Origin of the sequence: Frigoribacterium sp. CFBP 8766, from assembly GCF_014841435.1 — a bacterium.
In the GTDB taxonomy this organism is placed as follows: Bacteria; Actinomycetota; Actinomycetes; order Actinomycetales; family Microbacteriaceae; genus Frigoribacterium.
Genome location: NZ_JACYTX010000003.1, coordinates 161,702 through 183,137, shown reverse-complemented (window position 1 = coordinate 183,137; position 21,436 = coordinate 161,702). Strand labels below are relative to the sequence as shown.

The window sequence follows — 21,436 nt, the reverse complement described above, 5'->3', positions numbered from 1 at the left end:
GCTCGTCGCGGCCCGCGCCTCCCCGGCCCGGCCCTCGTCGCCGCGGCGATCCGTCTCGTGCTGCATCTCGATGGTCATCCCTTCACCGCCCCCGTCAGGCCGCCCACGATGCGGCGCTCGAACAGGCTGAAGAAGATCAGCGCGGGCAGCATCGACAGCGCCGTGAAGGCGAGCACCCGTGCCGTGTCGACCGAGTACTGCGACGAGAACGCCTGCACGCCGAGCGGCAGGGTGAACGTCGACGGGTCGTTGAGGATGAACAGCGGCAGCAGGTACGAGTTCCACGCGCCGATGAACGCGAGGATGCCGACCGTGATCACTCCCGGCAGCGACAGGCGCACGACCATGCGGAAGAAGAACCCGAGTCGGCTGCAGCCGTCGATGAACGCGGCCTCCTCGATCTCGTCCGGGATCGCCCGCAGGAACGGCACGAGGATGATGATCGTCGTCGGCAGCGCGAAGGCGATCTGCGGCAGGATCACCCCGGCCAGCGAGTTCGTCAGCCCGAGGTCGCGGATCACGAGGTAGAGCGGCGTGATGGCCACGGTCATCGGGAACATCAGCCCGGCGGCGAAGAGCGCGTAGAGCACCCCGCGCCCGGCGAACTGGTAGCGCGCCAGCACGTAGCTCGCGGCGAGGCCGAGGGCGACCGTGCCGATCGTCGTGGCCCCGGCCGAGATCAGCGAGTTGCCGACCTGCCGCCAGAAGGTGCCGCCGGTCAGCACGTCGAGGTAGTTGCCGACCTGCCAGGGGCTCGGGAACCCGGAGGGGTCGGTCGTGATCTGCGCGTTGGTGCGGAAGCCGCCGATCACGATGAACGCCACGGGGGCGAGCATCGCCACGATGACGACCGCCGCGACCACGTACGCGACGCCGCGTCCGGGGTCGGCGATGCCGCGCCTCCTGGGGGTCGGCCGGTCGGCCGTGGACCGGGGCGTGCGCGCTGGTGTGCCCGCGCCTCCGCCGTCCGGGCCCGCCGCGCCGCGGGGGCGCACGGGCAGGGCGCTCGCGGTCATGACTCGTCTCCTGACGTGGTGAGGGCGCCGGCCGTGTCGCGCCGCAGCACGAAGCGCTGGTAGACGAGGGCGACGACGAGCGAGATGAGGAACAACACGACGGCGACGGCGTTGCCGTAGCCGTAGCTGCCCGAGGTGCGGCCGTTGGCGACCATGTACGTCGCCATGGTCGAGGTGCCGGCGGTGGCCGCGATGTACTGGCCCCAGATGATGTAGACGAGGTCGAACAGCTGCAGCGAGCCGATGATCGACAGGAACGCCCAGATGCGCAGGGTCGGGCCGAGCAGCGGCAGCGTGATGCGGCGCTGGATCTGCCACCAGCTCGCGCCGTCGATCGCCGCCGCCTCGCTGAGCTCCTCGGGCACGCCCTGCAGGCCGGCGAGGAACAGGATCACGGCGAAGCCGACGTACTTCCAGGTGATGATGACGAGCAGGGTCCAGATGGCGATGCTCGGGTCGGCGAGCCAGTCCTGCGTGAAGGCGCCGAGGCCGACCTTCGTCAGCACGTCGTTGACGGCGCCGCTGCCCTGGAGCATGAGGCTCCAGCCGGTGCCGACGACGACCTCGCTGATCACGTAGGGCACGAAGATCAGCACCCGGATCAGCGATTGCCCGCGCAGCTTGCGGTTGAGCAGCAGCGCGAGGCCGATCGCGACCGGTCCCTGCAGCACGAGCGAGAGCACCACGATCGTGGCGTTGTGGCGCAGGGCGTCGAGGAACGTCGTGTCCTGGAAGATCGTCAGGTAGTTGCGGAACCCGACGAAGTCGGTCGGCGGGCCGAAGCCCTGCCAGCTGAAGAAGCCGTAGTAGGCGGCCATCACGATCGGGAAGACCACGAAGGCCAGGAAGACCACGAGGGCCGGGCCGACCAGCAGCGCGATCTCGAGGCCGCGGGCACCACGCCCCTGCCGGGACACGGCCCGGGAGGCCGCCGGGGGCGAGGCGACTGCCTCGCCCCCGGCGGTGGCGTGAGCCCCGGCTGGTGCGGCGGGCCGCACGGGGGGTTCGCGGAGGCTCACGAGGGGCCTACGCCTTCTTGGCGGCCGCGTCGACGGCGTCCACGAACTCCTGCGGCGTGCCGTCGCCCGAGAGCAGGTCGACCACGGCGACGTTCATCGCGTTGCCGACGTTGAGGCCGTAGACGGTGTCGAGCCACTGCGAGACGAACGGGGCGTCGTTGTAGGCGGCCAGCACCTCCTGCAGGTACGGCTCCGTGACGGCCTCCTGGGCGACCGTGTTCACCGGAGGCGCGTTGAAGGCCTTGTAGTAGGCCTCCTGCACGTCGGGGGTGGCCAGGTAGTTCAGGAAGTCGACGCACGAGTCGGGCGCGCCGGCCGAGCACGAGTACCCGTCGACGCCGCCCATGATCGCGCCGGGCTCGCCGTCGCCGCCGTCGATCGCGGGGAACGGGAACCAGCCGAGGTCGGGCAGGGGCTTCGCGTCGGGGGTGAGCGAGGCGATGACGCCGGGGTCCCACGCGCCCATCAGCTCCATGCCGGCCTGCTTGTTGGCGATGAGGCCGGCCGAGCTGCCGGCGCCCTGCTGGGCGGCCGTGGTGAGGAAGCCCTCGTTGAAGGGCTCGGTGTCGCGGAAGTCGGCGAGGTCCTGCGCCGCGTCGACCCAGCAGGGGTCGCTGAAGTCGCGGTCGGTCGCGGCCTGCTCCAGGGTGTCGCTGCTGCAGGCACGCAGGGCGAAGAAGAAGTACCAGTGCGCGGCGGGCCAGGCATCCTTTCCGCCGAGAGCGACGGGCTGGGTGCCCGAGTCCTTCAGCGCCGTGACGGCGTCGTCGAGCTCGTCGATCGTCGTGGGGGGCGTCGTGATGCCCGCCGCGTCGAAGACGTCCTGGCTGTACCAGAAGCCGCCGGGCAGCACGGCGATCGGCATCGAGTAGACCTTGCCGTCGATCGAGCCGGCCCCGAAGGTGCCCTCGCTGATGTCGGCGCGGGCGTCGTCCGAGATGCCGTCCGTGATGTCCTTCACCTGCCCGGCCTGGACCATCGCCTGGAGCTTGCCGCCGCCGCGCTGCAGGAACACGTCGGGGGCGTCGCCCGAGTTCAGGGCGGTCTGCAGCTTGCTGTCGAAGTCCTCGTTCTGCACGGTCTGGACGTCGATGTCGACGTCGGGGTTGGCCGCCGTGAAGTCGGCCGCGGCCTTCACCCAGAAGTCCTGGCCGGGGCCCGTGGTCGAGTTCTGCCACAGGGTGAGGGTGCCGTCGTCGGCTCCCCCGGATCCGCCTGCGCTGCAGCCGGTCAGGAGTCCTGCTCCCACCAGCAGGGCTGCGGACCCCGCCAGGAGTCGTCGGGTCGTCGTCGTCATCAGTGCCACCTGTTCCTCGTCGTTGAGCGGCCGTGGTCGGCCCGGGACGCAGCGCTCCGATGTGCTGCGTCGGACCAGTGTCAGAAATGGCCGAGAGGGTGTCAAACGTTTTCGAAAACCATTTCGACAAGGCTAGGCTCGCGCTCGTGAACGCTCGTCCGACCATCCACGACGTCGCCGCGGCGGCGGGCGTCTCGCTCGCGACCGTGTCGAAGGCGGTCAACGGCCGGTACGGGGTCTCCCCCGAGACGACGGCGAAGGTGATGGCCGTGGTCGACGCGCTCGGCTACGAGTCGAGCCTCGTCGCCAGCAGCATGCGGGCCCGCCGCACCGGCGTGATCGGCGTGCTCGTGGCCGACTTCGAGCCGTTCAGCTCGGAGGTGCTCAAGGGCGTCGGCACCGCCGTGCGCCAGCTCGGCGCCGAGTACGACCTGCTGGCCTACAGCGGCGCGCACCAGGGCGGCGCCGACGGCTGGGAGCGGCGCTCGCTCAGCCGCCTCAGCGGCACGCTCATCGACGGGGCGATCCTCGTCACCCCGTCGGTCCTCACGACCACCACGAGCGTGCCGGTCGTCGCGGTCGACCCGCACAAGGGGCGCGCCGACCTGCCGAGCGTCGAGGCCGACAGCCGAGGAGGCGCGGTGCAGGCGGTCGAGCACCTCGTCTCCCTGGGGCACCGGCGCATCGGGTTCCTCGCCGGGCGGCCCGACCTGCGCTCCGCGTCGCTGCGCGAGGCCGGCTACGCGGACGCGCTCCGCTCGGCGGGCATCACGCGCGACCCGGCGCTGACCCGCGACGGCGACTTCGAGATGGGCGCCGCACGCCGTGCCGCCCGCGAGCTGCTCGACGTCAGGCCGGCCGACCGCCCGACCGGCGTGTTCGCCGCCAACGACTTGTCGGCGATCGCCGTGCTGCGCACGGCCCACGAGCTCGGCCTGCGGGTGCCGGACGACCTCAGCCTCGTCGGGTTCGACGACATCCCCGAGGCGTCTCGGGAGCAGCCCGCGCTGACGACCGTGCGGCAGCCGATGCACCGGCTCGGGACCGTCGCCACGACGATGCTGTTCACGCTGCTCGAGGGCGGGGTCATCGACCGGCCCGAGGTGCAGCTGCCGACGAAGCTGGTCGTCCGCGGCACGACCGGCCCGGTGCCGGCGCCGAACGGCCGCTAGCGGGCGGCAGGGGACGGCGAAGGCCCCCGCCGCAGAGCGACGGGGGCCTTCGGGTGCTGCGGGTCGGGTCAGCGCTTGGCGCCGCGACGACCGGTGATGAGGCCCCAGATGAGCAGGACGACGATGGCGCCGACGATGGCGATGAGCCAGCTCTGGATGGAGAAGAAGCCGTCGTAGCCGACGTTGAACAGCGCGCCGCCGACCCAGCCGCCGATGAGGGCGCCGACCACGCCGAGGACGAGGGTGGCGAGCCATCCGCCGCCCTGACGGCCGGGGAGGATGAGCTTGGCGATGGCGCCGGCGATGAGGCCGAGGAGGATGAAGGCGAGGAAGCTCATGGTGAGCCCTTTCTGAAGATGATGAGGGGCCGCTTCGGGGCAGGCGACCCGAGGTCGACCACCAGCTTGCTCCCAGACGGGCACTTTGTCCGGAATCAATCAGGAACACCCCCTTGTGCGCCGACGGCACGAGGGCTAGGTGAACGGGAGGTGTCCGGAGCCGGGGCCCCTGATGAGCCCCCCTGGCAGGCTCGTGCGTCGCCCTTGACGCAGGAGCCCGTGCCGAGAGTCGGGGCTCTCGGCGCCCACCGGGAGTTCGGGCTCCCGGAGGTGCACGGCCGCGAGCCGTGCCGGGTGCCTAGGGAACACCCGGGCATGTCTTCGGAGCCGAGGCACCCCCCGATTGGGTGACTTTCCCGCTCGTCGCAGGAGGCGCCTCCCGCGAGCGCGCACACCCCCGGCGGAGCATGCTGGAGGCCTACCGAGGGGGACCATGAAGTACATCGTCTACGGCGAGAACCGCGTGATGACGGGCGACGCGATCGCCGAGGCCGTCATCGCCTACGCCGCGGCCCTCGGGCAGAACGGCACGACCGACATCGTCGACGTGCCCACGAGCGACGAGCACGGGTCGGCGGCGACCGCCGAGCTGCTGCTCGGCCCCGCCAGCCAGCTGATGATCGAGACCGCCCCCGACGACGAGCTCGAGCCCGAGGACGAGGCGCTCGTCGCCGAGCTCGTGCGCCGCGCCGCCGCCGTGGGCGGGGCGCGCTTCGTGGACGCCGCGTCCGGCAGCTCGGTCGACGAGGAGGAGCACGCCGCGGAGTCCGCCGACGACGCGCCGCTCCGCACCCGCCCGCCCGAGCCTCGCGACCCCGACGACGGCAGGCAGCCGGCTCCCGCGTTCCGCCCGGCTCGACCGGCACGGCCCGCGGGCTACGCCGACGACGCGCCGACTGCCTGACGGCCTGAGCCGCGGCACTTCCTCGCCCTCGGCGCCTGCTCCTCTGACGGCCGGGGCCGCTACACCCTCTGCTGCCGCGGCACGACGACGCGCTCGAACACGACGACCCCCGCCGTGGCGATCGGGATCGCGACGAGCGCGCCGAGCACGCCGCCGAGCGCACCTCCCCCGAAGGCCGCCACGATGACCAGTGCCCCCGGCACGGCCACGGCCTTCGACATGACCCGCGGCGTGAGCACGTACGCCTCGATCTGCGCGTAGACCAGCAGCACCACGCCGACGACGATCGCGGTCACCGGCGAGACGCTCAGGGTCGCCGCGATGATGATCGCGTACGCGACCACGGTGCCGACGACGGGGATGAGCGCTCCGAGGAACGCCAGGGCGGCGAAGAGCACGGGCACCGGACCGCCGGCGATGGTCAGCACCACGAAGACGAAGACGGCGTTGATCGCGGCGAGCGCCACCTGCCCCGCGACGTAGCGGCCGACGGACAGGAAGATCTCGTCCGAGATGTCCATCACACGCTCGCGGTGGCTGCGCGGCACGGCCCGGCTGAGCGAGCGGAGCATCTGCGGCAGCGTCACGGCGAAGTAGATCGTGAGGATCGCGACGATGATCACCGCGGTGATGCCGTTGGTGATGCCCTGGCCGACGGCGAGCACGCCGCCTCCCAGGGCGAGCAGGCGGTCGGGGTCGAGCAGGTACGAGCTCACGGCGGCGACCGCGTCGTCGACGTCGACCTCCAGGCCGAGGGTCTCGACGGCCTGCTGCACCCACGGCTGGCGCGAGATGTCCTGCAGGGCGGCGGGCGCCGTGCGGATCACGTGGCCGACCTGGTCGACGAGCGCGGGCACGACGGCGGCGAGGATGCCGACGACCGCGCCGAGCACGAGCACGATCGAGACGACGACGCCGACCCAGCGCGGGGCGCCGGCCCGGGAGAGGCGCCGCACGACGGGCTCGAAGGCGAGGGCGAGGAAGAACGCGAGGCCGATGTAGACGAGGATCGTCGAGAGCGCCATCAGGGCGACGATGATGCCGACGCCGAGCCCGCCGCCGAGGGTCGCGATCAGGCCGAACCGGAACGCGCCGGGGCGCCGCAGCGGGCTGGACGACTGGTCACGAGACGCAGTCGAGCGCGCGGACGACGAGGCGTCGGACGGGCCGGACGCACCGGACGGCGCCGTCGAGCGGCGAACGGAGCGGGCACGGTGCGAGAGGGCCATCCGACCATCCTGGCGGTCGCCGCCGCCGGAGGGCCGACGGAGGGCTGCCTGAGGTCCGACGCGGCTGCGCCGAGGCCGAGCCGCGTCGCCGCTCAGATCGGCTTCTCGACCATCCCCCAGGGCGAGTCGTGCCCCTCGGGCGAGGCGAGCAGGTCGAGGAACGGCCCGGCCGGGAACGCCTCCGGCCCGAGGATCCCGACGCCCGACCAGACGCCCGTGGCGAGCAGCTCGAGGGCGATCACCGGCCCGAGCGCCGTCTGCCACACGACGGCCTGCGAGCCGTACTCGCGCATCGAGGTCTCGTTGTCGGCCACGTGGTACAGGTACGTCGACCGCGGCCTGCCGTCCTTGCCCGTGCCCCGCACCCAGACGCCCGCGCACGTCTTGCCCGACATCACGTCGCCGAGCGTCGCCGGGTCGGGCAGCACGGCCGCGACCACGTCACGCGGCGAGACCTGCACCCCCTTGACGTCGACCGGGGCCGTCCTGTCGAGCCCGAGCTTGTTCAGCGTCCTCAGCACGTCGATGAACTCCTGCCCGAGGCCGTACTTGAAGGTGACGCGCTTCGCGCTCGTCCAACGGGGCATGAGCAGCACCTCCTCGTGCTCGACGTTGACGCACTCGACCGGGCCGATCCCCTCGGGGAAGTCGAAGACCTCGGGCTCGCTGAACGGGGCGGTGGTGTACCAGCCGCGCCCCTCCTCCCAGACCACCGGGGGGTTCAGGCACTCCTCGATGGTGGTCCAGATCGAGAACGAGGGGGCGAAGTCGTAGCCCCTGACCACCAGGTCGGCGCCGTCGCGCACGCCGAGCTCGTCGATCTCGCTGAAGAGCTCGTCCTCCGCCCAGCGCGCGAACACGTCGGACATGCCGGGCTCGACGCCCATGCCGACCAGGGCGAGTCGTCCTGCGTCCCGCCACCGCGCCTCCTGCGCGAACTGCTCGTCGCCGAGCTTGACGCCGGTCAGCGCGTGCGGCTCGTCGGGGTGCGGCCGCGACAGGCTCATCGCCATGTCGAGGTAGACCGCTCCGCCCGCGAAGGCGCCCTCGAAGATCGGCATCACGAAGCGCGGGTCGACGGCGTTCAGCACGTGCGTGATCGCGTGCTCGCGGATCAGGGCCGTGACCGAGTCGGCGCTCGACGCGTCGACCGAGGCGCCGAGGAGGCGCGGGTCGGCCAGCGAGTCGACCAGCGCCTGCGGGCGGGCCGGGTCGTAGTCGGCGACGACGAGCAGCTCGAAGAAGGCGCGACGCACGGCGATGCGGACCGCGGCCGAGCCCACGCCTCCCGCGCCGACGATCAGGATGCGGGCCGGTGCCGCGGCGACGTCGCCGGGTGCGGGTGTGGTGGGTGCCGTCGTCATGCCAGTCCTCCGTCGATCGAGCGGGTGTAGATCTCGGGCTCGTCGGGCACGAGCACCTCCGTGTCGCGGTTCAGGCTCTCGCCGCGGAAGAACGGACGGGACTCCGCGAAGGCCGACCAGACGACCATCAGCACGGCGCCGAGCAGCAGCGAGCCGATGCCGATCACGAAGGTGCCGCCGATGCCGAGCAGCACCGTGTAGCCGTAGTCGGGCGCGAGCATGTCGACCACCGACTGCACGAAGGCGTACGTGAGCATCAGCGCGCCGAGCAGCGGGAGCAGGCCCTTGAAGAGGAACGCCTGCCACGACGACGTCAGCTCGCGCCGGAAGTACCAGACGCACGCGTAGCCGGTCAGCCCGTAGTAGAAGGCGATGGCGAGGCCCAGCGACAGGATCGAGTCCTGCAGCACGTTCGCGCTCACCAGCGTCATGACGACGTAGAAGACGATCGCGACGACGCCCATCACGAAGGTCGAGAACGACGGGGTGCGGAACCTCGGGTGCACCCGGCCGAACCGGGCGGGCAGGGCGCCGTAGACGGCCATGGCGAGCGTGCCGCGGGCCGTCGGCAAGATGGTCGTCTGGGTCGACGACACGGCCGAGACGAGCACCGAGATCACGAGCACGACCGAGAGCGGGCCGAGCACCGGGTCCTTGAGCGCGAAGAAGACGTCGTCGGCGTTGGCCTCGTTCGCGAGGCCGATGCCCGTGCTGCCGAGGCCCGCGAACGACATCGCGACGACGGTGACGCCGACGTAGGTGACGAGCAGGATCGCCGTCGACAGCACGGCGGCGCGGCCGGGGGTGCGCTGCGGGTCCTTCGTCTCCTCGGTGAGGGCGAGGCAGGCGTCCCAGCCCCAGTAGATGAAGAGGGCGAGCAGCACGGCCTCGACGAACCCCGACCAGTCGGTGAACGCCGTCGGGTCGAACCAGCTCCACTCGACCGGGGTCGCGTTCGGGGCGTCGCCCGTCGCGATCTTGTAGAGCGCGACGACGACGAAGAGCGCGAGGGCCACGTACTGGACGCCCAGCAGGACGTTCTGCACGCGCTCGCCGAGCTCGAGGCCGCGGTAGCTGATCCAGGTCATCAGGGCGATGAACACGACGCCGGTCGCCGTGACGAGCGGCACGTTCTCGGCCAGCGAGCCGTCGCCGACCATCAGCCAGGTGTACTGTCCGGCGATCTGCGACAGGTTGGCCAGCACGACGATGCCGGCGATCGCGACGCCCCAGCCGCCCATCCAGCCGACGCGGGGGCCGAAGGCCTTCGTCACCCAGGTGAAGGTCGTGCCGCAGTCGGGCACGGCCCGGTTCAGCTCGCGGTAGGCGAAGGCGATGAACAGCATCGGGATGAACGCCACGATGAACGCGATCGGCGCCTGCGCCCCGACGGCGGCGACCACGAAGCCGAGCGTCGCGACGAGCGAGTAGACGGGCGCCGTGCTCGCGAGGCCGATGACGGTCGAGCCCCAGAGGCCGAGGGTGCCGGCAGCGAGGCCCTTGCCGGCGGACGGGACACCAGGGGCAGAGGTGTCGGGGGCCGTGGCGGCGGGCCCCGGTGCACCGGGGGCGGCCGGGCGCGAGGAGGAGGTCGGCACTCGGCCGGGAGAAGCGTCGGGACCGCTCATGGCCAGAACGTAGTCCCGCCGCCCGGGCGTGTCAACGAGCCTGTGTCGCTGCCGCCCGGGCTGCCGCCCGGCCCGCCGCGCGTGCCCGCCACCCGTGCCCATGAACCGCGTTCCGGACCATGAACCGCGTTCTTTCGCGGTTCATGGTTCGGAACCCGGTTCTTCGTGCGCGCGGCGGGCAGGTCAGCGAGCTGTGCGCAGCCCGGCGACCAGCCACGCGACCGCCACGAGGAGCAGGGTGACGATCGAGAGCACCTGCCCGCCGTACGCGAACGCCGTGATCGAGGAGGCGCCGAGCGCGAACCCGACCGGGGTGGAGAACACGACGGTGCGGACGAGGGCCACCACCGTCCACGGCAGGAGAACCCAGCCCGCGACGCCCCGGACGCTGCCGGAGCGCGCCGCCAGCACGGCGCCCACGAGGGCCGCGACGACGGACACGACCGAGAGGAGGAGGACGACGAGCGACCCCGGACCCGCAGCGAGGACGGCTGGGATGAACGCGAGGACGGCGACCAGCACCTGGGTGACGGCAGCGATGCGCAGCGCGACGCGTCCGGCGGGCGAGGTCGCGCAGATGCCCCCTCGGCCGCTGACCAGCCAGAGCCCCGCTGACGTGGCGAGGGTCGCGATCAGGGCGAAGACCGGCAGGACCGCGTACAGCGAGGTCGTCGAGAGAGCGGCCAGGCCGATCAGGAAGCGCGCGGCCGTGACCAGGGCGGCCAGCCCGACGAGTGCGCCCGCGACGACGAGCGCCCTGCGGTCGATGCCCGCGGACGCCGAGGCTGCGGCCGGAGGGGGGACGTGGGCCGAGGGAGGAGTCACAGGATCGCTCATGCCCCGACGCTACCGACAGACCGTCCCGTGAGGCACGGCCCACGGCACGGGCGCAGACGAGGGGGTGCCCGTCCGGCACGGCCGGACGGGCACCTCCTGTGGTCGCTGAGCGGGCTCAGCTGCGGCGCGACCTCCTCCGCAGGGTGAGGAACCCGCCCGCGACCATCAGCAGCAGCGCGGCCAGCAGGACCGGCGCGGTGTCGCTGCCCGTGAAGGCCAGCGGGCCGCTGCCCGCGGTGCCGCTGTAGTAGCCGCCCGAGCCCGAGCCGCCGTTGCCGCCGGTGCCGGGCGTGCCCGCGCCGGGCGTCCCGGCACCGGGTCCGCCGGCAGCCGGCAGGTCGACCGCGAACCGGACGGGAGCCGAGGCCGCCGAGGCGACTCCGTCAGGACCGGTCTGCGTGGCCGTCAGCGTGTACGTGCCCTCGGGCAGCCCGCCGAGCGGCGAGCAGGCCCAGGAGCCGTCGGCCGCGACGACCGTCGTGCAGAGCACCCGGCCGGGGACGGTCACGGTGACCGTGTAGCCCGGCGTCCCCGTGCCCGTGACGACCGGGTTCGGCGTCGTGACGACCTGGCCCGGCACCGGCGAGGTGACGACGGGCGGCGCGCCCGCGTCGGCGTACACGAAGGGGAGCGGGGCACTGGTCCCTGCGGCGTTCGTCACGGTGACGGTCGTGCTGCCCGCCGTGCCGGCCGGGGTCGTGAACGTCAGCGTCGTGCCGTCGGCCGAGATGCTGTCCGGCGTGATCGGGGCGGAGCCGCCGACCGAGACGGTCGAGCCCGGCGTGAACCCGGTGCCCGTCACGGTGACGACGGTGCCGCCGCCGACGGGACCCGTCGGAGGCGTCAGCGACGTCAGCTGGGGAGCCAGCGCGGCCGCGGCCTGGTACGAGTACGTCAGCGGGGCGCTCGTGCCCGTGGCGTTCGTGACCGTCACCTGCACCAGCCCGGCGACGTGCGCCGGAGTGGTGAACGTCAGCGACGTGCCGTCGGCGCTGATCGTGGCGGGCGTGATCGCTGCCCCGCCGTCGACCGAGACCGTGGACCCGGCCGCGAAGCCGGTGCCCGTGATCGTCACCGTCTGGCCGCCGCCGACCGGGCCGGAGCTCGGCGTGAGCGAGGCCAGCACCGGCGCCCCGGCGGGAGCCGCGACGTAGGTGAAGGTCAGCGGCGCGCTGGTGCCGCCGGCGGTGGTCACCGTGACCGGCACCGGGCCGGCCGTGTCGGCCGGGGTGGTGAAGGTCAGCTGCGTGCCGTCCAGCGAGACGGACGAGGGCGTCAGGGCGGCGCCTCCGTCGATCGAGACCGTCGTCGCGCCGACCACGAAGCCCGAGCCGGTGATCGTCACGACGGTGCCTCCGCCGACCGGGCCGGACGCGGGCGCCAGGCTCAGCAGCAGGGGCGCGGTGGACGCCGGCGCCAGGTAGGTGAAGGGCAGCGGGGCGGAGGTGCCCGCCTCGTTCGTCACCGTGACCTGCACGGGGCCCGCGGCGTGAGCCGGGGTCGTGAAGGTCAGCGACGTGCCGGCACCGTCGATCACGGGGGTGATCGGCGCGGAGCCGTCCACGGAGACCGTCGACCCGGGGGTGAAGCCGGTGCCGGTGACCGTCACCGTGGTGCCGCCTCCTGCAGGACCGCTCGTCGGCGACAGCGTCGCCAGCACGGGCGCGCCGACCGGGGCCGCCTGGTAGGTGAACGGCAGGGTGCCGCTCGTGCCTGCCGGGGTCGTCACCGAGACGTCGGCCTGGCCCACGGCGCCGGCCGGCGTCGTGAAGACCAGCGAGGTGCCGTCGGTCGAGACCGAGAGGGGCACGATGCCCGTCGTGGTGCCGACCGTGACCGTCGAGTCGCCCGTGAAGCCGGTGCCGACGATCGTGACCGGGGTGCCGCCTCCTGCAGGGCCCTCGGCGGGCGTCAGGGTCGTCAGCGTCGGTGCGACGACGGGCGCCGCCTGGTACGTGAACGTCAGGGGCGCGCTGGTGCCCGTCGCGTTCGTGACCGTCACGGGCACGTCGCCGGCGGTGCCGCCGGGGGTCGTGAACGTGAGCTGCGTGCCGTCGGGCGAGAGGGTGCCGACGATGCCCGTCGCGTCGCCGATCGTGATCGTCGACGCGGGGGTGAAGCCGGTGCCCGTGAGCGTCACCGAGGTGCCGCCCGCCGCCGGTCCGGCGTCGGGCGCGATGGCCGTCAGCACGGGCGAGCCCAGAGGAGGCGCCACGTAGGTGAACTCGAGCGGTGCGCTCGTGCCCGCGAGGTTCGTCACCGTCACCGCAGCGTCGCCCGGGGTGCCCGGGGGCGTCGTGAAGGTGAGCGTCGTGCCGCCGACCCCGATCGCGTCGGGGACGATGCCTGCCGTGCCGCCGACCGTGACCGTCGACCCGGGCAGGAAGGCCGAGCCGGTGATCGTGACGGACGTGCCGCCGCCGGCCGGGCCGGACTCGGGCGTCAGGGACGTCAGGACCGGCGCGCCGGCCGGGGCCGCCTCGTAGGTGAAGGTCAGCGGCGCGGAGGTGCCGCCGTCGGTCGTCACCGTGACCGGCACGTCGCCCACGGTGCCCGGCGGGGTCGTGAAGGTCAGCTCGGTGCCGTCGTCGGAGACGTCGTCCGGCACGATGCCGGCGGTGCCGCCGACGGTGACCGTGGCGCCGGGCGTGAAGCCGGTGCCGGTGATCGTCACCGGGGTGCCGCCGCCGACCGGGCCCGAGTCGGGCGCCAGCGTCGTCAGCACGGGTGCGGTGACGGGCGCCGCGACGTAGGTGAAGCCGAGCGGCGCGCTGGTGCCCGCGTCGTTCGTCACCGTGACCGCCACGGGACCGGCGACGTTCGCCGGGGTCGTGAAGGTGAGCGACGTGCCGTCAGCGGCGATGTCGTCGGGCACGATGCCCGCGGACGCGCCGATCGACACGGTCGACCCGGCCGCGAAGCCGGTGCCGGTGATCGTCACCGGGGTGCCGCCGCCGACCGGTCCCTCCACGGGGTCGATCGTCGCGAGCACCGGTGCGCCGACCGGGGCCGCCACGTAGGTGAAGCCCAGCGGGGCGCTCGTGCCCGCGTCGTTCGTCACCGTCACGGTCACGGGACCGACGGCGTTGGGCGGGGTCGTGAACGTCAGCGACGTGCCGTCGTCGGAGACCAGGTCGGGCTCGAGGCCCGTCGTGTCGCCGATGGTGACGGTCGAGTCGTCCGTGAACCCGGTGCCGGTGATCGTCACCTCGGTGCCGCCGCCGACCGGGCCCGAGGTGGGGTCGATCGTCGTGAGCACAGGGGCGTCGGCCGGGGCCGGCAGGTAGGTGAACGGCAGCCCGGCGCTCGTGCCGGCGGCGTTCGTGACCGTGATGCTCACGGGGCCCGCGGCGTTCGCCGGGGTCGTGAAGACCAGCTCGGTGCCGTCCGTCGAGATCGAGTCGGGCACGAGGCCGACCGTGTCGCCGATCGAGACCGTCGAGCCGGGCGCGAAGGCCGAGCCGGCGACGGTGACGATCGTGCCGCCTCCGACCGGTCCCTCGACCGGGGTGGCCGAGATGAGCACGGGCGCGTCGGCCGGGGCCGGCAGGTAGGTGAAGCCGAGCGGTGCGCTCGTGCCCGCCAGGTTCGTCACCGTGACGGCCACGGGCCCCGCGGCGTTCGCCGGGGTCGTGAAGGTCAGGGTCGTGCCGGTCAGGTCGATCGAGTCGGGCACGAGGCCCGTCGTGTCGCCGATGCTGACGGTCGAGCCGGGCAGGAAGCCCGAGCCGGTGAGCGTCACGACGGTGCGGCCGGCGACCGGTCCCTCGACGGGGTCGATCGTCGCGAGCACCGGAGCACCCGCAGGAGGCGCGGTGTACGTGAACGGCAGCGGTGCGGACGTGCCTCCCTCGGTCGTCACCGTGACGGTCACGTCGCCCGCGGCGTTCGGCGGCGTCGTGAAGGTCAGCGACGTGCCGTCGTCCGAGACCGCGTCGGGCACGAGGCCCGTCGTGTCGCCGATGGTGACGGTCGAGCCGGCGGTGAAGCCGGTGCCGGTCACGGTGACGACGGTGCCGCCTCCGGCCGGTCCCTGGGCAGGGTCGATCGTCTCGAGCACCGGGGCCGTCGGAGGAGCAGGCAGGTACGTGAAGTCGAGCGGGGCGGAGGTGCCGCCCGCGTTCGTCACCGTGACGGGCACGGTGCCGGCGACGTGCGCCGGAGCCGTGTACGTCAGCGAGGTGCCGTCGGCGGCGATCGCCGTGGGCGTGATCGGGGCGGACCCGTCGACCGAGACCGTCGAGTCGGCGGTGAAGCCGGTCCCGGTGACCGTGACGGCGGTGCCGCCTCCGGCCGGTCCCTCGTCGGGGGCGATCGTGGCGAGCACGGGCGCCGTCGGCGGGGCCGGCAGGTAGGTGAACTCGAGCGGCGCCGACGTGCCGCCGGCGTTCGTCACCGTGACGGGCACGGTGCCGGCGACGTGCGCCGGAGCCGTGTACGTCAGCGACGTGCCGTCGGTCGCGATGGCGTCGGGCGTGATCGGGGCGGAGCCGTCGACCGAGACCGTCGAGTCGGCGGTGAAGCCGGTCCCGGTGATCGTGACGGCGGTGCCGCCTCCGGCCGGTCCCTCGTCGGGGGCGATCGTCGCGAGCACCGGCGCGGTGGCCGGGGCGGGCGTGTAGGTGAAGTCCACCGGCGAGGACGTGCCGCCGGCGTTCGTCACCGTGACGGCGACGGTGCCCTCGACGTGCGCGGGCGTCGTGAACGTCAGCGACGTGCCGTCGTCGGCGAGCGCGTCGGGCGTGATCGGGGCGGAGCCGTCGACCGAGACCGTGGAGCCGGCGGTGAAGCCGGTGCCGGTGATCGTGACGGAGGTGCCGCCTCCCACCGGGCCCTCGTCGGGCGTGATCGTGTCCAGGACGGGAGCGGCGAGCGGAGGCGCGAGGTACGTGAACGTCTGGGGCGCCGAGGTGCCCGTGCCGTTCGTGACCGTCACCGGCACGGGGCCGGCGGCGTGGGCGGGCGTCGTGAACGTCAGCGTCGTGCCGTCGGTCGCGATCGTGTCGGGCGTGATCGGGTCGGACCCGTCGACCGAGACGGTCGAGCCGGCGGTGAAGGCCGAACCGGTGATCGTGACGGGGGTGCCGCCTCCTGCCGGGCCCTCGACCGGCGTGATGCCGGTCAGGACGGGCGCGCCGACGGGGGCGGGCTGGTAGGTGAAGGTCTGCGGGGCGCTGGTGCCGCCGCGCGTCGTCACGGTCACGCCGACCGGCCCGACGGCGTGCGCCGGGGTCGTGAACGTGAGCGAGGAGCCGTCGCCGGCGATGCTGTCGGGCGTGATCGGGGCGGAGCCGTCGACCGAGACCGTCGAGCCGTCGAGGAACCCGGAACCGGCGACGGTCACCGTGGTGCCGCCTCCGACGGGGCCCTGGGCGGGGGTGAGGCCCGTGATCGCGGGGACCGGGATGTAGGTGAAGGTCTGCGGGCCGGAGGTGCCGACGGCGGTTGTGACGGTGACCGGCACCGGGCCTGCCGCGTGGGCGGGCGTGGCGAAGGTGAGCGAGGTGCCGTCGTCCGAGACCGCCGTGGGCGTGATCGGCGCGCCGCCGTCGACGCTCACGCGCGAGTCCGCGGTGAAGGCCGAGCCGGTGAGCGTGACGGCGGTGCCGCCCGCGACCGGGCCCTCGACGGGCGTGATGCCGGTGAGCGTCGGCGCGGCGAGCGGGCCGGCGTTCGGGCCGACCGAGGCGGAGGCGAGCTCCACGGCGGTGCCGGCCTGGAGGACGCCGAGCAGGCCGACGCGGAGGGCGCTCTGCGTGAAGGTGCCGCCGGCGGTCGTCTTGTTGTTCGCCCGCAGCGACACGACGCCGGTGAGGGCGCTCGCGAGCGGGGTGATGACGGTCGTGCCGAGGCCAGCGATGACGGTGTTCACCGGCGCGACGGCGAGGGCGAGCGCGTCGGCGAGCACGGGCCCGAGCACACCGACGTTGACGGGGACCCGGAGGCCGAGCGCGTTGACCGTCGCCGTGACGCCGTTGAGGCTGCTGGTGATCTGCGTCACCAGGGACTGCAGGGCGACCGTGACGGCCGGGAGCAGCTGCGTCGTGAGCGCGGTCGTGATGTAGGGCGTCAGCTCGGTGCCGGCCGGCAGCGTGTTGATGTCCAGCCCCTGGGACGCGAGGACCGTGGGGACGTCGACCGTGATGGCGCCCGTCTGCAGGTTCGCGGTGATCGACCCGTCGGCGCTGGTCACGGTCGTGAGCGAGTTGCCGAGGGTGGTCAGGTTCGGGAGGCCGGAGACCTGGACGGTCGGGCCGAGCAGGCCGGTCAGCGTGGCGGGGATCGCGTCGACCGTCGGCTGCAGGCTCGTGAGGGTCGAGCGGAGGCCGTTGATCGTCGTCGCGAGGACCGGGCTGGTGAGGCTGAGGTCGAGGTCGGCGATCTGGTACGCGCCGGTCTGGGCCCCGTTCGGCCCGGCGGCCTGCGCTGCGGTGGCCGAGAGGGCACCCGTCGTGACCCGGAGGTTCGCGAGCGCCTGCGTGTTCGCCAGGCGGCTGAGGTTGAAGCTGGCGTTCGCCTGCGGCACCCCGGCCTGCCCGCCGACGCCGATCCCGCCGGCGTTCGTCACGGCGCCGGAGGCGGCGGTCGAGCTGCCGTTCGCGTTCGCCTGCGCGAACTCGTTGACGGCGCCGACGGTGAGGAGTCCGTTGGGGCCGAGCAGCTGGATGCCGCTGCCGAGGTCGGCGCGGGCGGCGTTGAGCACCGTCACGTCGAGGGGCGTCGACTGCGTCACCGGGGCCGGCTGCCCCGTGTTCGTGGCCGCGGCGGGCTGCAGCAGCAGCACGTTCGCGAGGTCGAGCCCGAGGGCGGTGCCGTCGAGGAACCTGCCCTCGGCGATCGAGGCCGCCGGGGCGGCCGTGGCCGGGGCCGCGGCGAGCACGCTGCCGCCGATGCCGAGCAGGGCGGCCGTGAGCACGGCCACGCCCTGCTTCGCCCTGGAGTGGTGACGGTGCGCGGTCGGTCGCCCTTTTTCGGCGCGCGCGAGTGCTTCAGTCCTCATGGACTCGCTCCTGATCCTCATGGCAGCGGTGGTTGGCGCCTGCGCCGTCGGTTGGTGAGACCGAGGCAGCAGACTCGCTACCTGGCCGACGATAGGGCACGTCGGCGAGGATCGCTCGACCTATTTCGCCGCATGTCCCCCGATCCGGCCGATCGACCCCCGGAATGGGGGTCCAGGAGGAGGTGGGCGAGGGGGGCGCCGGCGGCGCGGGTGACCGGCCGTGCGCGCTGCGTGACGGGCCTCCCGGGTCACCGCCGTAGCGTGGTCCCGTGCACCTCCTCCACGACCTGCGGCACGCGACGGTCACCGTCGTGGGGGCAGGCCAGGCCGGGCTCTCCGCGGCGCACCACCTGCGCCTCCGGGGGTTCGTCGCGGCCGAGGGCGGTGCGGGCTCGGGCTCTGGCTCTGGCTCTGGCTCTGGCTCTGCGGACGCTGCGCCGACGTTCGTCGTCGTCGACGCCGGCGAGGCACCGGGAGGCGCGTGGCAGCACCGCTGGGAGTCGCTGCGGATGGCCACCGTCAACGGCATCTTCGACCTGCCGGGCATGGCGCTGCCGCCCGTCGACGAGTCCGAGCCGAGCCGGGTCGCCGTGCCGCGCTACTTCGCCGCCTACGAGGAGGCGGAGCAGCTGCGGGTGCACCGTCCCGTGCAGGTGACGAGGGTCGACGCCGTCGACGACGACCCCGCGGGCCTGCTGCGGGTCGAGAGCGACGCCGGCACGTGGACCACGCGCGCGCTCGTGAACGCGACGGGCACCTGGGACGAGCCGGTGCTGCCGGACGTGCCCGGCGCCTCCTCGTTCGCAGGTCGTCAGCTGCACACGCGCGAGTACGTCTCGGCGGCCGAGTTCGCGGGAAGGCGCGTCGCCGTCGTCGGCGGCGGCATCTCGGCGGTGCAGCTGCTCGACGAGATCAGCCGGGTCGCGACGACGCTCTGGTACACGCGGCGTGAGCCCGTGTTCCTCGACCACGACTTCACCTCGGGGTCGGACGGCGTCGACGTCGAGCGACGCGTCGCCGAGGACGCCGCGGCCGGCCGCCTCCCGGGCAGCATCGTGTCGTACACCGGGCTGATCTGGACGGGCTACGCCCGCGAGGCCGCGCGGCGCGGCGTGCTCGAGAGGCGACCGATGTTCACCGCGATGGGGCCGCGGCACGTCGTCGAGGCCGACGGCTCGTCGACGAGCGTCGACGTCGTGCTGTGGGCGACGGGGTTCCGGCCGAGCGTCGGGCACCTCGACGGGCTCGACCTGCGGGGGCCGCTCGGGGGCGTCCCGCTCGTCGGCACCCGGGCCGCCCGCGACCGGCGGGTGCACCTGATCGGCTTCGGGCCGTCACAGTCGACGGTGGGCGCGAACCGCGCCGGCCGCGCCGCGGTGCGCGAGCTCGCGCGCGACCTGCTCGGCCCTGCCTGCTGACGGAAGCTCCGCGAGACGCGCGCGAAGCTCCGTCGAAGCGACGAACCTGCGCGGCACATCGCGTCGCTTCGTCGCTCTCGCGGAGGGACGCGTCGTGAGGGATGCGCGGGCGGGACTGCCGCCTCCTCGGGTCCGTCGCGTGGGGGAAGTCGCTGCCGGCGCTCCTGCCTAGCCTTGGACGATGGACGAGGAGCGACCCGAGACCGAGGCAGGCGCGGACGCCGTCACCGAGAAGAAGAAGCGGAACGACAACGTCGGCGTCGGCGTGGTGTTCGCCCTGGTCGGCGTCGCCCTCTTCCTGACGCTCGACAGCCCGTGGGCGGGCGTGCCGATGCTCGTCGTCGGCGTCGTGCTCGTCGCCCTCGGGATGAAGGGCAGCAGACGCCGCAGCACCGACGACTGACGCGGGTTCCACCCCGAGCCGCGGCCGGCGCTCAGCGGCGGCGCAGCCGGAACCGCTCCGGCGCGGGGGTGCCCGTCGCGACCCCGGCCAGCAGCTCGCCGAAGACGGCGCCGAACTTGAAGCCGTGCCCCGAGAACCCCGTCGCGACGGTGACGGAGCCGACGCGGTCGAGCACCGGGTCCTCCGTCGGGGTCGTGTCGTAGAGGCAGCTGATCGGCGCGAGCGTGTCGACGTCGACGCCGGGCACCCACTCGGCGACGTAGTCGCGCAGCACGGCCTGCCCCTCCGCGCCGGGCGAGGCCAGACGGGCGTCGGGGTGCACCTCGCGGCCGGTGCCGTGGGTCCCGACCTTGACGCCCTCGCCCGGGGTGAGCAGCCCGTAGATCGTGCTGACCCGGGCCCGCAGCGCCGGGTCGGTCGGGTGGTGGACGAAGCTCGGCCAGGCGTCGTCGGGCAGCTCCGTCGCGAAGTGGGCGGGCTCCTCCTGCGTGACCCTGACCTCGGGCAGCGCCGCTCCCCCGCGCCGCACGAGGTCCCCGGCCAGGTACCGCGCCCAGGAGCCGACCGCGAGCACGACGCTGGTCGACACGACCGTCGAGGAGGCGCCTCCTACGCCCTCGAGACGCAGCACCACGTCGTCCCCCTCCGTCTCGATCGCGGCCACGACGGTGTCGGAACGGAGCTCGGCGCCCGCGGCCGCGGCGCTGTCGAGCAGCGCCTCGACGGCGTCGGCCGAGCGGACCCGCCCGGCCTGCGCGTGGAACAAGACGCTCGTGTCGAAGCGGAGCCCCGGCCAGCGCGCCGCGGCCTCGTCGGGCGTGAGCCGCTCGTGCGCGACGCCGCCGCGCTCGAGGGCCGCCTGGATCTCGTCGAGCACGACCGGGTCGCCGTGGTCGAGCGCGCCCGTGAAGTCGAGCAGGGTGCGGCCCGTCTCGGCCTCGAGCTGTTGCCAGGCCGTGATCGCGTCGCCCGTCAGCGCGACCCAGTCGTCGGCGGTGTATCCGCGACGGAAGATCCGGCTCGCGCCGTGCGACGAGCCGCGGTCGTGGCCGCGGCCGAACTGCTCGACGAGCAGGACGCGCGCGCCGCTCCTGGCGAGCGAACGAGCAGTCGCCGCCCCGATCACGCCGGCGCCGACGACGACGTGGTCGAAGCGCTCGCGGGCAGGAGCCGTCGGCTCGACCTGCTCGGTCGGCTCGACCTGCTCGGCGGGGGCGGCGGGCTCGGCGCCGTCTCTCGTGGTCACGGGGCTCCTCGTGGTCGGATCGGCGGCGCCGGCGCCGGGGCCGGGGTCGGGATCGGCGGCGCCGGGCTCGGCGCGCGCGGCTGTCGGGTCGCGGTCGAACAGGACGTGCGTCACGAGCACGGCCGCCGCGCTGAGCCCGCCCGTCCAGAGCGCGACGGCGAGGTCCGACGGCAGTGCCGCGTCGGGGTCCTCGAGGAGCTGCAGCTGCGCCGAGCACACGGCGAACGCCCCGAAGGCCAGCACGCCGGCGGGCAGCGCCGCCCTCAGGCCCGACCCGGGCAGGCCGTTCCGGAACGCCGCGTCGAGGAGCCACAGGATGCCGAACGCGGGCACCCCGGCCACCGCCGCACCACCGAGCGGACCCGTCAGGAGGGAGACGAGCACCGGCACGACGAGCGCCCACGGAGTCGCGACCGCGACGGCGGCGCCGACGACCAGCGCGTGGACCGCCGCCATGGCGACCGGCTTCGTGCTCCCCACGGCGACCTCCCCTGCCGACCCCCAGCGTAGCGACGCGCTCCAGGCTCGCGGCCCCCGCTCCGTCCCGGCTGCACCCCTGATCCAG

The 21,436-nt window shown here is 73.7% G+C and carries 14 protein-coding genes; 4 read left to right on the top strand and 10 right to left on the bottom strand.

What is annotated here, in order from left to right; all coding sequences use genetic code 11:
* Positions 1–74 precede the first annotated feature (74 nt).
* The 3 genes from IFT90_RS12420 to IFT90_RS12410 are packed head-to-tail and all read right to left on the bottom strand — an operon-like array spanning position 75 to position 3,332.
* Entirely contained in the window at positions 75–1,016 is a 942-nt protein-coding gene (locus tag IFT90_RS12420) for a carbohydrate ABC transporter permease (RefSeq protein WP_192042519.1), read from the bottom strand.
* The gene (locus IFT90_RS12415; protein WP_123546985.1) at positions 1,013–2,035 is read right to left on the bottom strand and encodes a carbohydrate ABC transporter permease; all 1,023 of its coding nucleotides are present in this window, start codon (positions 2,033–2,035) and stop codon (positions 1,013–1,015) included. The genes IFT90_RS12420 and IFT90_RS12415 overlap by 4 nt, the downstream gene beginning before the upstream one ends.
* Before the next feature lie 7 nt (positions 2,036–2,042).
* The gene (locus tag IFT90_RS12410) at positions 2,043–3,332 is read right to left on the bottom strand and encodes an ABC transporter substrate-binding protein (RefSeq protein WP_192042518.1); all 1,290 of its coding nucleotides are present in this window, start codon (positions 3,330–3,332) and stop codon (positions 2,043–2,045) included.
* A 146-nt stretch (positions 3,333–3,478) separates the two neighbouring features.
* Here IFT90_RS12410 and IFT90_RS12405 point away from each other — a divergent pair, with 146 nt between their 5' ends.
* Positions 3,479–4,504: a substrate-binding domain-containing protein gene (locus tag IFT90_RS12405; RefSeq protein WP_192042517.1), complete on the top strand. Its 1,026-nt coding sequence runs from the start codon at positions 3,479–3,481 to the stop codon at positions 4,502–4,504.
* A 68-nt stretch (positions 4,505–4,572) separates the two neighbouring features.
* On the opposite strand, the gene IFT90_RS12400 is transcribed toward IFT90_RS12405, so the two are convergent.
* Positions 4,573–4,842 (bottom strand): GlsB/YeaQ/YmgE family stress response membrane protein, encoded by a 270-nt coding sequence (locus tag IFT90_RS12400; protein ID WP_192042516.1) that lies wholly within the window; start codon positions 4,840–4,842, stop codon positions 4,573–4,575.
* A gap of 433 nt (positions 4,843–5,275) precedes the next feature.
* Here IFT90_RS12400 and IFT90_RS12395 point away from each other — a divergent pair, with 433 nt between their 5' ends.
* On the top strand, positions 5,276–5,746 hold the full coding sequence (locus tag IFT90_RS12395; protein ID WP_192042515.1) for a hypothetical protein: 471 nt from the start codon (positions 5,276–5,278) through the stop codon (positions 5,744–5,746).
* Between the two features lie 59 nt (positions 5,747–5,805).
* Here the strand turns inward: IFT90_RS12395 and IFT90_RS12390 are convergent, their stop codons facing one another.
* The 5 genes from IFT90_RS12390 to IFT90_RS12370 form a co-directional block, all read right to left on the bottom strand.
* The gene (locus IFT90_RS12390; RefSeq protein ID WP_192042514.1) at positions 5,806–6,975 is read right to left on the bottom strand and encodes an AI-2E family transporter; all 1,170 of its coding nucleotides are present in this window, start codon (positions 6,973–6,975) and stop codon (positions 5,806–5,808) included.
* 92 nt (positions 6,976–7,067) lie between these two features.
* Positions 7,068–8,339 carry a saccharopine dehydrogenase family protein gene (locus IFT90_RS12385; protein WP_192042513.1) on the bottom strand — a complete coding sequence of 424 codons (1,272 nt, stop codon included), beginning with the start codon at positions 8,337–8,339 and terminating at the stop codon, positions 7,068–7,070.
* The gene (locus tag IFT90_RS12380) at positions 8,336–9,967 is read right to left on the bottom strand and encodes an APC family permease (protein ID WP_192042512.1); all 1,632 of its coding nucleotides are present in this window, start codon (positions 9,965–9,967) and stop codon (positions 8,336–8,338) included. The genes IFT90_RS12385 and IFT90_RS12380 overlap by 4 nt, the downstream gene beginning before the upstream one ends.
* Positions 9,968–10,150: 183 nt before the next feature.
* Positions 10,151–10,804, bottom strand: a complete 654-nt coding sequence (locus tag IFT90_RS12375) for a hypothetical protein (protein ID WP_192042511.1) — start codon at positions 10,802–10,804, stop codon at positions 10,151–10,153.
* A 115-nt stretch (positions 10,805–10,919) separates the two neighbouring features.
* A complete protein-coding gene (locus IFT90_RS12370; RefSeq protein ID WP_192042510.1) occupies positions 10,920–17,804 on the bottom strand; it encodes an IPT/TIG domain-containing protein in 6,885 nt (2,294 codons plus the stop codon).
* 269 nt (positions 17,805–18,073) lie between these two features.
* On the opposite strand from IFT90_RS12370, the gene IFT90_RS12365 reads away from it, so the two are divergent.
* Both IFT90_RS12365 and IFT90_RS12360 read left to right on the top strand, forming a co-directional pair.
* Positions 18,074–19,222, top strand: a complete 1,149-nt coding sequence (locus tag IFT90_RS12365; protein WP_371812307.1) for an NAD(P)-binding domain-containing protein — start codon at positions 18,074–18,076, stop codon at positions 19,220–19,222.
* Positions 19,223–19,403: 181 nt separating this feature from the next.
* A complete protein-coding gene (locus IFT90_RS12360; protein WP_192042509.1) occupies positions 19,404–19,625 on the top strand; it encodes a hypothetical protein in 222 nt (73 codons plus the stop codon).
* A gap of 31 nt (positions 19,626–19,656) precedes the next feature.
* Here IFT90_RS12360 and IFT90_RS12355 read toward each other — a convergent pair whose 3' ends face one another.
* Positions 19,657–21,351, bottom strand: a complete 1,695-nt coding sequence (locus IFT90_RS12355) for an FAD-dependent oxidoreductase (protein WP_371812306.1) — start codon at positions 21,349–21,351, stop codon at positions 19,657–19,659.
* Positions 21,352–21,436 lie beyond the last annotated feature (85 nt).